The sequence below is a fragment of the Devosia nitrariae genome (assembly GCF_030160115.1).
In the GTDB taxonomy this organism is placed as follows: Bacteria; Pseudomonadota; Alphaproteobacteria; order Rhizobiales; family Devosiaceae; genus Devosia; species Devosia nitrariae.
In genome coordinates this window covers 1-13567 of record NZ_BSNS01000005.1, presented here as the reverse complement: position 1 = coordinate 13567, position 13567 = coordinate 1, and the positions used below count along the sequence as shown (strand labels likewise).

At 64.7% G+C, this 13567-nt stretch carries 14 protein-coding genes and 1 pseudogene; 10 read left to right on the top strand and 5 right to left on the bottom strand.

Annotation, left to right across the window (positions count from 1 at the left end; all coding sequences use genetic code 11):
• Positions 1-63: 63 nt before the first annotated feature.
• Positions 64-1221, top strand: coding sequence for a serine hydrolase domain-containing protein (locus QQK18_RS04695; protein ID WP_284339134.1), 1158 nt, complete (start codon positions 64-66; stop codon positions 1219-1221).
• 51 nt (positions 1222-1272) lie between these two features.
• Here the strand turns inward: QQK18_RS04695 and QQK18_RS04690 are convergent, their stop codons facing one another.
• Both QQK18_RS04690 and QQK18_RS04685 read right to left on the bottom strand, forming a co-directional pair.
• Positions 1273-1893, bottom strand: a complete 621-nt coding sequence (locus tag QQK18_RS04690; protein WP_284339133.1) for a hypothetical protein — start codon at positions 1891-1893, stop codon at positions 1273-1275.
• A 554-nt stretch (positions 1894-2447) separates the two neighbouring features.
• Positions 2448-3479, bottom strand: coding sequence for an AraC family transcriptional regulator (locus tag QQK18_RS04685; protein ID WP_284339132.1), 1032 nt, complete (start codon positions 3477-3479; stop codon positions 2448-2450).
• Between the two features lie 152 nt (positions 3480-3631).
• On the opposite strand from QQK18_RS04685, the gene QQK18_RS04680 reads away from it, so the two are divergent.
• The 4 genes from QQK18_RS04680 to QQK18_RS04665 all read left to right on the top strand — a co-directional run bounded on the left by QQK18_RS04680 (position 3632) and on the right by QQK18_RS04665 (position 5766).
• The gene (locus QQK18_RS04680) at positions 3632-3925 is read left to right on the top strand and encodes an SgcJ/EcaC family oxidoreductase (protein WP_284339131.1); all 294 of its coding nucleotides are present in this window, start codon (positions 3632-3634) and stop codon (positions 3923-3925) included.
• A 98-nt stretch (positions 3926-4023) separates the two neighbouring features.
• Positions 4024-4938, top strand: a complete 915-nt coding sequence (locus QQK18_RS04675; RefSeq protein ID WP_284339130.1) for an alpha/beta fold hydrolase — start codon at positions 4024-4026, stop codon at positions 4936-4938.
• Between the two features lie 25 nt (positions 4939-4963).
• Positions 4964-5164, top strand: coding sequence for a hypothetical protein (locus QQK18_RS04670; protein WP_284339172.1), 201 nt, complete (start codon positions 4964-4966; stop codon positions 5162-5164).
• On the top strand, positions 5098-5766 hold the full coding sequence (locus QQK18_RS04665; protein ID WP_284339129.1) for a class I SAM-dependent methyltransferase: 669 nt from the start codon (positions 5098-5100) through the stop codon (positions 5764-5766). The genes QQK18_RS04670 and QQK18_RS04665 overlap by 67 nt, the downstream gene beginning before the upstream one ends.
• Before the next feature lie 109 nt (positions 5767-5875).
• Here QQK18_RS04665 and QQK18_RS04660 read toward each other — a convergent pair whose 3' ends face one another.
• Positions 5876-6928, bottom strand: a complete 1053-nt coding sequence (locus QQK18_RS04660; RefSeq protein WP_284339170.1) for an AraC family transcriptional regulator — start codon at positions 6926-6928, stop codon at positions 5876-5878.
• 264 nt (positions 6929-7192) lie between these two features.
• Here QQK18_RS04660 and QQK18_RS04655 point away from each other — a divergent pair, with 264 nt between their 5' ends.
• Genes QQK18_RS04655 through QQK18_RS04635 form a run of 5 tightly spaced genes read left to right on the top strand, consistent with a single transcriptional unit; the run spans position 7193 to position 12736 of the window.
• On the top strand, positions 7193-8059 hold the full coding sequence (locus QQK18_RS04655; RefSeq protein WP_284339127.1) for a sugar phosphate isomerase/epimerase family protein: 867 nt from the start codon (positions 7193-7195) through the stop codon (positions 8057-8059).
• Positions 8056-9591 (top strand): sugar ABC transporter ATP-binding protein, encoded by a 1536-nt coding sequence (locus tag QQK18_RS04650; protein ID WP_284339126.1) that lies wholly within the window; start codon positions 8056-8058, stop codon positions 9589-9591. The genes QQK18_RS04655 and QQK18_RS04650 overlap by 4 nt, the downstream gene beginning before the upstream one ends.
• On the top strand, positions 9588-10571 hold the full coding sequence (locus QQK18_RS04645) for an ABC transporter permease (protein ID WP_284339125.1): 984 nt from the start codon (positions 9588-9590) through the stop codon (positions 10569-10571). Before QQK18_RS04650 ends, QQK18_RS04645 begins: the two co-directional genes overlap by 4 nt.
• Positions 10568-11557 carry an ABC transporter permease gene (locus QQK18_RS04640; RefSeq protein ID WP_284339124.1) on the top strand — a complete coding sequence of 330 codons (990 nt, stop codon included), beginning with the start codon at positions 10568-10570 and terminating at the stop codon, positions 11555-11557. The genes QQK18_RS04645 and QQK18_RS04640 overlap by 4 nt, the downstream gene beginning before the upstream one ends.
• Positions 11558-11614: 57 nt before the next feature.
• Positions 11615-12736 (top strand): substrate-binding domain-containing protein, encoded by a 1122-nt coding sequence (locus tag QQK18_RS04635; protein ID WP_284339123.1) that lies wholly within the window; start codon positions 11615-11617, stop codon positions 12734-12736.
• A gap of 101 nt (positions 12737-12837) precedes the next feature.
• Here the strand turns inward: QQK18_RS04635 and QQK18_RS04630 are convergent.
• Both QQK18_RS04630 and QQK18_RS04625 read right to left on the bottom strand, forming a co-directional pair.
• Positions 12838-13132: pseudogene (locus QQK18_RS04630) on the bottom strand (type II toxin-antitoxin system RelE/ParE family toxin).
• Entirely contained in the window at positions 13122-13367 is a 246-nt protein-coding gene (locus QQK18_RS04625; protein ID WP_284339122.1) for a type II toxin-antitoxin system ParD family antitoxin, read from the bottom strand. Before QQK18_RS04625 ends, QQK18_RS04630 begins: the two are co-directional and overlap by 11 nt.
• Positions 13368-13567 lie beyond the last annotated feature (200 nt).

The window sequence follows — 13567 nt, the reverse complement described above, 5'->3', positions numbered from 1 at the left end:
ACACAGCGACGGGAATGCTGGGAAGCCTCATCGCAGGCCCGTCCAGCTACAGGGGGAGTAGACATGAGCATCGAGGTATCCGGGACCGTAGAGCCGGGGTTCGAGCCTGTTGCGGAAGCCTTTGCGCAAGGCTTTGCCGACAGGCCCACCATGGGCGCGGCGCTGCACGTGCTGGTCGAGGGGCGCAGCGTCGTCGACCTCTGGGCCGGCATTGCGGACGAACGCTCCGGCCGGGCCTGGACGCGGCAGACGCCAACGGTCGTCTTTTCCTGCACCAAAGGGCTGGTCTCGATCCTGGCGGCACGGCTCGTTGCGGAGGGGCGCCTCGATTATGATGCGCCCGTTGCGCACTATTGGCCCGAGTTCGCGCAGGCGGGCAAGGGGAGGGTGACGGTCGGGCAGGCGCTGGCGCATCAGGCGGGCCTTTCTGCGCCGCGGGCGGACCTCAGCGAGGACGACCTGGTCGACTGGGATCGAATGGCCGCGGTGCTCGCCACGCAGGAGCCGCTCTGGCCGCTGGGCAGCGGCTACGCTTACCATGCTCTGACCCATGGTTGGCTGGTGGGCGAGATTATCCGCCGCGTCACCAGCAAGTCGGTCGGCGCCTATTTCCGCGAACTCGTCACCGCGCCCCTCGGTGTCGACGCCTGGATCGGCCTGCCGGAAAGCGTGTCGGAAAGCACCGCCCATTTGCAGGTCAGCTCGCCGCTGGCGGCCCTCTGGGCGGAGGAAGCCGGCAAGCCGGCACCGAACTGGCCGCACAGGGCCATGACCCTCGGGCGCGCGCTGCCCGACGCCTTGGTGACGGACGATGGCGGCTTCAATAGCGAGCGGATCCGTGCCGCCGAGATTCCGGGGGCAGGGGGCGTGGCAACGGCCGAAGCCCTGGCCGTCATCTGGTCGGCGACGGTGACGCCGACACGCGGCATCCGGCTGATCGACGACAAGGTGATCGTGGAGGCGACGCAGACGCAGAGCACCGGCATCTCCGTGTTCGGCGGCGACCCACCCTATTCGCGCTGGGGTTATGGCTTCCAACTCGGCTCCGACGCACGGCTGCTGCTCTCCGAGCGCTCATTCGGGCACGACGGCGCGGGTGGGCAGGTCGGCTTTGCCGATCCGGAGCGCCGATTGGGCTTCGGCTATGTCACCAACTGGATGATGGGCCGCGAAGACCAGCGCGCAACGCAGATCATCGCGGCGTTGCGCAAGCTGGTGTAGTGCGATGGTCCGCGCATAGACAGGACCGTGACACCCACGCCTGGCTCCAGGTCAGGCTCCCACAGTTGTGACCACGATGGCGGCTGCGAGCAGCACGTCCAACACGCAGCAGAACTCGGCCAACGAACGCGCGACGACCTTGTTGGCTCGATGGTGATAGACGTCCCACGCCGCATGCGCGAACAGCCCTGCTGCCACGAGATAGGCGCCCGCCACCTCGTTCAAATAGAGGGCAACAACGGCAACTGCCCCAAAACCCACCATTGCAATCGTCTGCAATGGCAAGCCGTCGGCTGAACGGGCCGCCCCGCGCAGCAAGCCATAGCCAAGGAACAATGCTGCCAGGCCGAGGAGTATCCATGTCGCATCCATGCCGACGAGCCCCAGCTTGGCTGCCGTTATGACGACAACTGACCCGATGAACACCGGCCAGGCGAACCGGGGTCGCTCGAGTGCGGCGGCGGCAAGATAGACCAGCCCGGATGCGGCGACGATTGAGGCCAGCTCGCCGCCGTGCTCTTCGCCACGGAAGAGATCCAGCGCCACGAAAGCGGCAAAGGCGATGGCCACCACAGTTGGCCACCATTGCAGCGAACGCCATCCGGCTTCGCCGCCGGCCGCGATCGGGGCTGCAGGTTGCGCCGGCGGCGCATGGTCATCTAACGGTTTCATTGCTCCCTCTCCCCTTGAAGCGATCGGGCATCCCTGTTGCAGCCAGACGAAACGGATGCGCGCTCGCCCCCGCCTGTCCAGGCGAATGGGCGCCGCATCGGATCTTGCACTCGATGGAGAGGGGCGGAAATGACAAAACAATCGGGATTTCTGCCAACGGAGGCGAACGTGCGCCGCCTGGAGGGGCGGAGCCACCGGCTGCCCTTGCCGAGATAGCGCACGACTCCGCGGCTCTCAGTTGAACTGCTCGATCATTCGGTCGCTATGTTCAGTATTTTGCGCACGACCGGTACGAGCGCGGTGCCAATGGCGCGCGTGCAAGCCGGCGATCTCAGCGCCGCAAGGACGTTTCTGCGCGACGCCAGGACGTTGTTGAAGGCAGAGGCAACGTGAAGGCGCTTAAGCGGTCGCTCGATTTGATCCCCTGAGTGTTTGCAACAAGGCGATCTGATCCTTCGGGCCAACTGCCCTGTCTCGTTATGGCCCCGGAAGAGGAAGGCCATACGACGCCACAGGCGTGGGAGAGCCATAGCGCGAAACGAGCAGGCCCGAGTTCATGCAACTCGAGTTCGTGATCGCCGCCAAGCCGAGGGGGAGGAGCCGAAACAGCGCTTGAAGGCCCTGCTGAAAGCCTCCTCCGAACCGAACCCGGCCTGTTCGGCAATCGTGGCGATGGTCTCGCTGCCATCCCGCACTGCCTGGGCAGCCAGGTGGAGGCGCCATGTCGCCACGTAGCGAATGGGCGACATGGAGAGCAGGCGGTGAAAGCGGCGAACCAGTGCTGAGCGCGACAGGCCAGCCTCACGGGCGAGCATCTCAACCGTCCAGGATTCGGCGGGTCTGCTGTGAAACGCGTTGAGGGCACGGCAGGCATACCGATCGTTCAGCGCCGCGAGCCAGCCGACATCCTCGGCGCGCAACTGCGCCATGTAGCGACGCAGAATCTCGATGAACAGCAGTTCGGTGAGCCGCGCCATCAAGCAGGAAGCTCCGGGGCGGCCCCGGACCGCTTCGGCGACGAGGTAGCGCATGTTCGCGTCGAACCACTGTCCCGACGGACCCTCCTCACGCCTGACGACCAGCAGCGTGGGAAGGCTGGCAAGAAAGGGGCCGAACAGGAGCAGGTCGCAGTGCAGGTAGATGCAGACGATGCGGGTTGGCGCGCCATCGCCGCCATGGATCAGAACTGGAAGCTCCGCCCAGGGTGCCGGCGGAAACAGGGACGCGATGGGGACCAGTTCGACCTCGCCGCTGCCCATGCGATGGGCATGCCCGTGCGGAAGGCCCACGATGTCACCCTCGTGCAGCACACGGCGCTCCTCGCCATCCACCTCTATCCAGCAGGTACCCTCCGCGACGATGTGGAAGATGATCAGTCGCGTCGCGCCGGGATGAAGAAGGCTGGCGACAGCGCTGGCTGGCGGGTTGTCGCATCCCCATGGCGCACTGAACTCCGCTCTGAGAAGCGCTGCGCCGGTCACGCGGAAGACCCTGAGGATTTCGGAGAGGACATCGGTGCCGCTCGGTCCCGGTACGGCTTCGCCGATACCGGGCTTTTCGGTCAGGAAATCGGACGTTTCGGTCATTCCACCATTCCTGGTCCCCACGATAGTCTAGCCATCTTGTTGACCACGCGCGACCTCCAAGAATCGGTCTGAAAACTCTTCTCGGCCGGCAATGCGCCTAATCAACCCCGCTGAAAGAGCCCGTCGGCTTGGATGCCACAGGGGAGGGCACGATGACAGCCGAGGAAGACGCGATCGTCGCGGAAATAGAGGCATTCTCCACCGCCTGGAACAAGGCCGATGCGAAGCTGGCGGCCTCATTCTTCGCCGAGGAAGGGGTCCGTGTGGGCGCGATGGGCGACCGGCAGCAAGGCCGGGCTGAGATCGAAGCGGCTTTCGACCAACTCCTTCACGGTCCATTCGCGGGCGCACCGTCAGTCAGGGGCATGGAAGCGTACGGATGCTGGCGACCGATCTGGCGCTATGGCAGGGCAGCCTGGAAATCCGCACGAAAAACAACACGGTAATGCCGGGGCATGTCGTGCAGGTCATGAGAAAAATGGAAGGCAGGTGGCTTGTGCTCGAGGCGCATCCAAAACTCTTCCCGCCGTCACCACGCCCCTGATTGCGTTTGTTCAAGGCTCATGACGACCTGGTGGCGCACCTCACGCGACAGGGCCCAATTGTCAGGGAGGAAATTGCCATGCCGACGACTCCGATCAATGGCGTCCAGCTCAATTGGCAGCTGAATGGAAACATCGGAGACCCGATTGTGCTGGTGCACGGGTCGTGGGGAGACCATCACAACTGGGCGCCCGTCGTGCCCGCACTATCTCGCTCGTTCCGGGTTCTCACTTACGACCGGCGCGGGCACAGCGGCAGCGAACGCCCTGAAGGCCAGGGCAGCATCCGAGAGGACGTCGCCGATCTGGCTGCGCTCGTCGTGCATCTCGATCATTTCCCGGCACACGTCATCGGAAATTCCTTCGGCGCTTCGATCGTTCTTCGCCTAGCTGGAGAACGGCCGGAATTGTTCCGCAGCCTGATCGTGCATGAACCGCCGCTCTTCGGTCTCCTCAAGGACGACCCGAACGCTCAGTCCATGCTGTCCGCGGTCCAGGAACGCATCGCGGCTGTTGCCGAGTTGCTCAAGGCGGGTGATTTCGTTGGGGGTGCCCGCCAGTTTGTAGAGACCGTGGCGTTCGGCCCCGGAGCATGGGAAACTCTTTCTCAGGCAACGCGAGACACCTTCGTTCTCAACGCGCCGACATGGCTGGACGAAGTCCGCGACTCCGAAGCGTTGGAGATCGATCTCGGTCGCCTGAGGAAATTCTCTGCTCCCGCGCTACTGACCGTCGGAGGGCAGAGCCCTCCCTTCTTTCCGGTGGTTGTCGACCGGATCGCCGGTGCTCTTGCACAGGCAGAAAGACATACATACGCCGAGGCTGGCCATGCGCCGCATCTGAGCCACTCCGATGAGCATGTGCGTGTTGTCGTCAGTTTCATTCAAGGCGCCGCGGCGTCGAGTGTCGGTTCGTGAATTCGACCGGGGGATGGCCCTGAAAATGCAGCCGACATTCAAATCTCTCGAACAGCTAGGCTGGACCGAACGCGCCGCAGGCTATGACGAATACACCGCCCGCATCACCAATCCCGGCATCGCACCGCTTCTCGCCGCTGCAAAGCGCCGGGTCAGCGTGTGCTCGATGCTTGCTGCGGCACGGGGCTTGTCGCCGCCGCGGCCGCAGCTCTCGGAGCCTCGGTGATCGGCACAGACATCTGCGAGGCCATGGTCGTCGAGGCCGGTGCGAAAGGGCTGGCTGCGGAATTCCAGATCGGCGACGCTGAAGCACTATCCTTCCCGGATGCCTCCTTCGACCGCGTCGTCTGCAATTTCGGGCTCTACCACCTGCCCGATCCGGACCGGGCGATCATGGAGGCCGCGCGCGTCCTGAAGCCCGGAGGCCGCTACGCCTTCACCACCTGGTGCGGTCCGGAGGTCTCGCCGCTGTTCCGGATCATCCCGGCTGCCGTGCGGACGCACGGTACGCCCGATGTCGGGTTGCCGGAAGCGCCGCCGCCCTTCCGCCTGGCCAACCGCATGGAAAGTGTCCGCGTCATGCGCGATGCCGGCTTCGAGGACGTTGCCTTCGTCGACATCACGTCGGTTCTCGAATGTCCGATTGACGAGGTCATCGGGTTCCTCGAACAGGGGACCGTACGCATGACGATGGTATTGCGCGCCCAGGCGCTTGAGCCGCGTCGACGGATCGAGCAAGAGATTCGCGACCGGCTATCGGAGTACGCAGAAGATGGTGTGGTTCGCCTGCCGATGCCAGCCATTGTGGCTTCGGGCAGGTCGAAGTAGGCCGCAACCTTGGTCGAAGGTTCGGAAGGCTGCCGAAGCCGGCAGGGATTGCGCCTCGGGAGCAAATGACAGGCGCCCATTGGCACTCGTCGCTCGAGGTGAGAAACCCTCAGGCCACCGCGGTGTACGGCTGGTGCGCCGTCTCCATCGGCGCGATGCCGAAGCGGCGCTTGTAGCAGGTGGCGAAATACTGGCTCGATGAGAACCCGCATTCATGGGCGATCTCGGTGACGGTGCCGCTGCGCGAAGCGAGCTTGCGCTTGGCGGCTTCGAGGCGGATCGACTGCAGGTAGCGTACCGGGGTCATGTTGGTGATCGCCAGGCAGTGCTGCGAGAACTGCGTGCGCGACAGGCTGCATTCGGCCGCCATGTTCTCCAGCGTCCAGTCCTCGTCGAGCGCGTGCTCCAGGCGGGCAATGAAAATGCGGACGGTGCGCAGCGAGCTGGTCAGCGCCGCGTCGAGCCCGGTGCCCTGCGTTTTGAGCTGGTTCATGAAGCTCAACAGCATCATCGAGATGGTGAGGCGCAGCCGGGTCTCCTCGCCCTCGATGTCTCCGGTCGAAACGATCTCGTCGATCTCAGAAAAGCTGCGCGCCACGTCGCGGCCGGCCCGATAGGAGGGCTGTTCGTTGCGCGACAGCAGCAGGGTCAAGCGCTGGCGGTCGCGATCCGACCAGGCGAGCCAGTCGGGCCAGTACCACTGCTCGTGCGGCCGCCGCACTCCGACGTCGAACAGCACCCAGATGATGTGGCTCGCAACCACATGCGGATCGCCGAAGGCGTGGAGTTGCCAGGGCCGCACGACGAACATGTCGCCGGCCTGCAGTTCGTGCTTCTGCCCGTCGAGGGTCAGGGTCAGCGAACCGCGCTTGAGATAGGCGATCTTGACCCCTTCATTGCAGTGGAGTTTCAGCCCCCAGTCCTGAGGCGCCACCGCGTCCCAGCCGCCCACCGAAAGCACCTGCGGCAGTGCCTCGCCAAGGTCGCGGCCGGGATAGCTGCGCCGTGTCCAGGCGTTGAGCGTGACCTTGCCGGCAAGGGATGCGTCGAACAGGTCGCTGCAATTGCCCGCATAGAGGAGGGCGCCGGGTTCGCGGAAGACGGCCGGGCGCGACAGCGCGCGCCGGCGCTCGGCATCGGTGGACATGGGCACATCGAGCATGTTCAAAATTTACCACCGTATCCAAGTGAACGCCAAGCGCCGCTCGATCTTCAATGATCCGGTAACTGCACGGCACGCGGAGCGTAAGTCGCTGGCCGCATAAAAGTCAATGAATGCAGGGTGGAGGACGCGCGAAGGCAGGAGCGGCGGTCAAGAAAATCGCAGAGCGACGCGGCACGGAATGCCTGTTCGAAATCCGCCGTAGGATCTGGATTGACCGTAAACCTAACAATCCTGCCGACACGCCGACGGGGAGGAATGCGGATGCCTTTCGGCATCAATCTCTTATGCCTGACCGATTTCGTCGAGGACGCGCATTTGGGCGCCATCGAGCGGATCCGGGCTGCCGGCTATGACGGCGTCGAGGTCTGCGTGCTGCGCGGCGATCCCGACCATTACGCCTGGCTTGCCCGCGAGCTCGACCGGCTGGAACTACGGCGCACGACCACCTCGATCATCCCGTCGCCCGACGCTGATCCGACAAGTGCCGATGCCGGGACCCGCAGCCGCGGCATAAAGCATCTCGACTGGGCGCTCGATTGTGCCGTGGCGCTCAGCGCCGAAAGCGTCGGCGGGCCGTTCCACGCGCCGATCGGCCATTTCACCGGCACGGGGCCGACGGCCGAGGAATGGGCGCGCGGGGCGGAGGCGCATCGGCGCATGGCTGAGCGCGCCGCACGGCACGGCATGATCCTCAGCCTCGAGCCGCTCAACCGCTTCGAGACCCATTTCCTCAACACCATGGAGCAGTCGCGCAAGTACGTCGACCTCGTTGGCCATCCCGCCTTCAAGATCATGTACGATACCTTCCATGCCAATATCGAGGAGCGGGACCAGGCCCGCGCCATCGAGACGCTGGGCGACGGCATGGGGGTCCTGCACATCTCGGAGAACGACCGCGGCATTCCCGGGAAGGGCCATATCGACTTCAGGCAGGTGTTCCAGGCGGCGCGCAAGACGGGGTTCGACGGCTGGGTGGTGCTGGAGGCGTTCGGCGCCGGTCTCCCGGCGATCGCGGCAGCGACACGGGTGTGGCGGCCACTGTTTCCCGACCACGAAACGCTGTTCCGCGAGGGACTGAAGTTCATGCGCGAGGGTTGGGCCGAGGCGGCAAAGGAGGCAGCGGCATGAGCGCGGTTCCGCCGGAGAACCCTCAGGGTCCGCCGGTGCTCGAGATGCACGACGTCTCCAAGAGCTTTCCGGGCGTCAAGGCGCTCGACCGCGTCAGCTTCCATTGCCGGCGGGGCGAGGTGCGGGCGCTGGTCGGCGAGAACGGCGCCGGCAAGTCGACGCTGATCAAGATCCTCAGTGGCGTCTATCAGGCGGACGAAGGCACTATCCTCCTCGGCGCCAAGGAGGTGCACTTCGCCCATCCTGTGGAGTCGCTCGCGGCCGGCATTTCGGTGATCTACCAGGAGTTCTCGCTGCTGCCCGACCGAACGGTCGCCGACAATATCTTCCTCGGCCGCGAACCGGTGCGGCGCGGCATGCTCGACCGAGCCCGGATGTGGCGCGAAACGCAGGAGTCGCTGTCGCTCTTCGGGGCCGACCACGGCATCGATCCTGGCAGCGTTATTTCTGAGCTCGGCGTTGCCCAGCAGCAGATGGTGGAGATCGCCAAGGCGGTGTCGCTCGAGGCCCGCGTGGTGGTGATGGACGAGCCGACCGCCGCCCTCGACGAGAACGAGTGCGAGGTGCTGTTCGGGATCATCGAGCGGCTCAAGGCCCGTGGCACCGCCGTCATCTACATCACCCACCGCATGCGCGAGGTGGACCGGCTCGCCGATGCCGTCACCGTCCTCAAGGACGGGAGGGTCGCCGCCGAGTTCGACCATGTGCCGGAGGCGTCGCTGATCATCAACGCCATGGTCGGGCGGGAGCTGAGGGATTTCTACCCGCCGGCGGCCGGGGCCGAGGAGATCGGCGAGGCGATCCTGACCGTCCGCGGCGGCGGCAATGACAAACTCTTTTCCATCGACCTCGAGCTCAAGGCCGGCGAGATCGCCGGGTTCGCCGGCATCCAGGGAGCGGGGCGCACGGCGCTCGGGCGGGCGCTGTTCGGCATCGAGCCGTTCACGCGCGGCGCGATGATACTCGAGGGCAAGGAGGTGCGTTTCCAGAGCCCGCGCGACGCAATTCGCGCTGGCCTGACGCTGGTGCCGGGCGACCGCAAGGCCGAGGGGCTGTTGCTGATGCAGTCAGTGACCGACAACGGCATGGTCAGCGCGCGCGCCTTCGCGCGCCTCCTCGCCGGGCACGGCGGCTCGGGCCGGCTGAGCGCGCAGCGGATGGAAGAGCTGTTCGGCCAGATGGAGGTACGGGCGGCCGATTACAGGCAGGAGATCCAGTTCCTCTCCGGCGGCAACCAGCAGAAGGTTGTGGTAGCACGTTGGCTGTCGCTGGCACCGAAAGTGCTGATCTTCATCGAGCCGACACGCGGCGTCGACGTCAACGCCAAGGCCGGCATCTACAACCTCATGCGCGAGCTGGCGCGCGGGGGCGCTGCGATCATGATGATCTCCTCGGACCTGCCCGAGGTGCTGGGCGTTTCCGACAGGATCCTCGTTATGCGCGAGGGGCGGATCGTTGCCGAGCACCGCCGTGGCGTCGGCGAGGCGACGGTGATGGCCGATGCCACCGGGCACACGGAGGCGGCGGCATGAGCGACGCCATGCTTGCCACGCGCCGGTCGCGCATCCGCTTCGAGACCATCGCCCCGGCGGTGATCCTTTTGGGTGCGGTCGCCATCTATATCGGCGTCGTCATTGCCTCCGGCCAGGCCCGGTATCTGAGCCTCGAGAACCTCGTTGGCGTCTTCAACCGTTCGATCGCGCTGGCGATCACCGCCATCGGCCAAACCTTCGTCATCCTGGTTGCCTCCATCGACCTCTCCGTCGCCGCCCTCATCTCGGCCTCGGCGGTGCTCGCCTCGGTGGTGATGGGCGGGGAGCCGGCGATGATCGTGCCGGCCATCGCGGCGGTGCTGGTGCTGGGGGCGATCGTCGGCCTCGCCAACGGGCTGGTGGTGACCAAGCTCGAGGTCAATCCGCTGATCGCCACGCTCGGCATGGCGCTCATTATCCAGGGGTGCCTCTCGGCCTTCGTTTCCAATTTCGCCGGCTCGGTGCCGAAGGATTTTCAGTTTTTTGCCTATGGCATCGCATTCGGCCTGCCGGTCAGCCTGATCTTCATCGGCCTCCTGGCGCTCCTTTCATGGTTCGTGCTGCGCTTCACCCGCTTTGGCGCCAACATCTATTCGGTGGGCGGCAACAGAGAGGCGGCGCGCTTTGCCGGCATCAAGACGGCGCGAGTTGTGATCGCGGCGCATGTGATCTCATCGCTCTGCGCGGCAACGGCGGGGCTCTACCTTGCTAGCCGCCTCGGCTCGGGCGCGCCGTGGATCGGGCGCGACGGCATGTACGACCTCGAATCAATCGCTGTCGTCGTCATCGGCGGCACGGTGCTTGCCGGCGGGCGCGGCGGTATCTGGGGCACCATCGCCGGCGTCCTCATCTTCGCGCTCATCGATTCCCTCTTCAACATCGTAGGCGTCGACGCCTTCGCCAAGCAGGTGCTGCGCGGGGTCATCATCATCGCCGCCGTCGGCTTTTATGCGGTGCGCTCGCAGAGGATGGCCGCATGAGCAGCGAGACCCAGGACCTGAATGCGGTGCGCGCGCGGCGGCGCCTCCCCCGGATCAATCCGATCTGGTTCGTGCTCGCCGCGCTGATCGTCGCGATCATCGTCTATAACCCGAACTTCGTGCAGCCGGTCGGCTACATGAATTTCCTGAAGCGCGCCGCGCCGCTCGCGATTCTCGCGGCCGGGCAGATCTATGTGATCGTCTCCGGCGGCTTCGATCTCTCGGTCGGCTCGACCATCACCCTGACGGTGATCGGCTCGTCGATGCTGCTCAACAACAATCCGGACGCCACCTGGTGGGTGATCCTGCTGATGTATGCGATGGGGCTCGCCATCGGGCTCACCAATGGGCTCGTCGTTTCGATCCTCAAGGTCCCGTCGCTGATCGCGACCCTCGGCATGATGATTACGCTCAGCGGGTTAGCGCTGATGTGGTCTGGCGGCGCGCCGCGCGGCTACCTGCCCGAGAGCTTCCGCTATTTCGGCCGCGCCAACATCACCGACCTGCCGCTGATCAATATCCTGCCTATCTCGCTGATCGTGCTGGCGGTCGTCGTATGCCTGTTGTGGTGGCTCATGCACCGGACCAATTACGGCCGGCTCGTCCATGCAGTCGGCGACAATCCCCGCGCCGCAGTGCTGGCGGGCGTGCCGCTGATGCGCGTGCGCGTCAGCGCCTTCGTTATCTCCTCGCTGACGGCGGTGACGGCCGGCATCCTGCTCGGCGGGTTCGCCGGCGTCTCGACCGATGTCGGGCGCGGGTTCGAACTGCAGGCGATCACGGCAGCGGTGCTGGGCGGGGCGCAGCTTTTGGGCGGGCGCGGTTCGGTGTCGGCGACGATCGCGGGCGCCCTGACGCTGACGGCCATATTCACCCTCTTGAACTTCGTCGGCCTGCCGCAGCCGGTGCGCGAGGTCGTGCAGGGCCTGATCCTGATTTCGGCGGTTGCCTACGCCATGTACCGGCGCCGGCATGCCGTCCACTGAATTCGCGCGTGATGACGTGCGGATAGAACGACTTGAAGGTCAAAAAGGGAGAGAGAAATGAAACGTCTGATCGCCTGCGCCGCGGCGCTGGCCATGCTCGCCGCCCCAGGCGCCTGGGCCCAGAATTTCGATGATCCGGAAGAATTCGCCAAGCAGCGCGAGCAGCTGGCGATGACGCCCATGGGACCGGAAGGCATGCCATGGGAACAGTATCTCGAGGATACGATGGCCGATACGGCACAACATGCAAAGGAGGGGCCCTATACGGTCTGCTTCTCCAATGCCGGCGTCAACAACCCCTGGCGGGTGGTCGGCTGGAACAACATGCAGGCCGAGGTCGAGCTGCATCCCGAGATCGCCGAGCTCGTCCATGTCGATGCCGAAGGGTCCGACGACAAGCAGATCGCCGATATCAGTGACCTGCTGGCAGGCGGCAATTGCGACATCCTGATTGTCTCGCCGAACACCACGGCGGCACTGACGCCGGCGGTGGAACGGGCCTGCGAGCAGCTTCCGGTGATCGTCTTCGACCGCGGCGTCAACACCGACTGCCCCGTCACCTTTATCCATCCGGTCGGCGGCTACGGCTTCGGCATCCAGGGCGCCGAGTTCGTGGCCGAGAACGTCGAGGCAGGCGCCAATGTGCTGATGCTGCGCATCCTGCCTGGCGTCGACGTGCTGGAGACCCGCTATTCGGCAGGGCGGCGCATCTTCGAGGAAGCCGGCATCAACATCGCCGGCGCCGAGTTCACCGACGGCGACAACGCCAAGACCAAGTCGATCGTCGAGGACTATATCGCGCGCGGCCAGATCGACGCGGTATGGATGGACGCCGGTGCGACAGCGGTCGCCGCGATCGAGGCGTTCGAGGACAGCGGCCTCGAGGTCCCGGTGTTCGTGGGCGAGGACCAGCAGGACTTTCTGCAGAAGTGGCAGGAACTGGGCCTCACCGCCATCGCGCCGACCTATCCGACCTATCAGTGGCGCACGCCCATCATCGCGGCCGTTCGCATCCTCGAGGGTGAGGAAGTGCCCGGGCCGGAATGGGTCCTGCCGCAACCGGCGATCACCGCGGACAATCTCGACCAGTACATCAACGAAGGAATGCCGCCCCTGCACTACGCGATGTGCGGCTGCGAGGAGATGCCGGGCTATCCGGAGCGCTGGGGCGGACGATAAGCCCTGAACTGAATTGTACGGCGGGCGCCTCGGCGCCCGTTTTTTGTGACGCGGACGAAGGATTGCGCGGCCGACTGCAGATACTTAGGTGCGGACCGCTTCTACAAATGCCGATTAACGTCCATCCGGCTATGCAGAATGCGGACAACCACAATTTGGTCATCGCGCTCTCGATAGAAGATCAGATGCGAGCCCACCAGATATTTGAGATAACCGGGCCGTACGTTCACGGTGCGGCCCCTTCTTGATGCCTGCGGCCAGTCCCTCGAACGCGGCAAACTGGTCATGGTAGCTGTCGGCCTGCTCTCGCGACCATTTCCGGGCGGTGTAGCGCCAGATTTCAGATAGGTCGCTTTCGGGGGCGGGGGAAAGCTTGTAAGGGCTTTCAGTAGCCATGCTCGGCCCGCATCCGGGCCTTGAACGCCTTGTTATCGAAAGGTCGGGGCTCGCCAGATTCCTCACCCACTACTAACGCGTCTTGAAGGGCTTTTGCCTTGGCTTCGTGCTCTTCCAGAAGCCGGAGGCCGGCGCGCATAACGTCGCTGGCCGAACCATAACGGCCGGATTGCACTTGGCTTTCAATGAAGGCCGCGAAGTGATCCCCGAGCGAAATAGATGTATTCCGGGGCATATGAACCTCATGCTGCGAATTACCAATATATACCCGTTATTGGTAATATCCAATCGCCACCATTCGCTGAAATAGCTCTTTCATGCTCTCATGCCACGTTTCGAACCGCAAAAGTGGCACCCACTTTGGATGAAAACGCGCTAGGTTGTAGTGACAATTTAGCTATTTGAGCCACAGCATGATGCTTGCGAGCTTGATGA

Coding starts and splice junctions, on each gene's coding strand:
- QQK18_RS04680 (WP_284339131.1), top strand. CDS start 3,632: ATGACAGCCGAGGAAGACGCGATCGTCGCGGAAATAGAGGCATTCTCC.
- QQK18_RS04645 (WP_284339125.1), top strand. CDS start 9,588: ATGAGCGACGCCATGCTTGCCACGCGCCGGTCGCGCATCCGCTTCGAG.
- QQK18_RS04635 (WP_284339123.1), top strand. CDS start 11,615: ATGAAACGTCTGATCGCCTGCGCCGCGGCGCTGGCCATGCTCGCCGCC.
- QQK18_RS04660 (WP_284339170.1), bottom strand. CDS start 6,928: ATGCTCGATGTGCCCATGTCCACCGATGCCGAGCGCCGGCGCGCGCTG.
- QQK18_RS04625 (WP_284339122.1), bottom strand. CDS start 13,367: ATGCCCCGGAATACATCTATTTCGCTCGGGGATCACTTCGCGGCCTTC.
- QQK18_RS04685 (WP_284339132.1), bottom strand. CDS start 3,479: ATGACCGAAACGTCCGATTTCCTGACCGAAAAGCCCGGTATCGGCGAA.
- QQK18_RS04670 (WP_284339172.1), top strand. CDS start 4,964: ATGCAGCCGACATTCAAATCTCTCGAACAGCTAGGCTGGACCGAACGC.
- QQK18_RS04655 (WP_284339127.1), top strand. CDS start 7,193: ATGCCTTTCGGCATCAATCTCTTATGCCTGACCGATTTCGTCGAGGAC.
- QQK18_RS04690 (WP_284339133.1), bottom strand. CDS start 1,893: ATGAAACCGTTAGATGACCATGCGCCGCCGGCGCAACCTGCAGCCCCG.
- QQK18_RS04695 (WP_284339134.1), top strand. CDS start 64: ATGAGCATCGAGGTATCCGGGACCGTAGAGCCGGGGTTCGAGCCTGTT.
- QQK18_RS04650 (WP_284339126.1), top strand. CDS start 8,056: ATGAGCGCGGTTCCGCCGGAGAACCCTCAGGGTCCGCCGGTGCTCGAG.
- QQK18_RS04640 (WP_284339124.1), top strand. CDS start 10,568: ATGAGCAGCGAGACCCAGGACCTGAATGCGGTGCGCGCGCGGCGGCGC.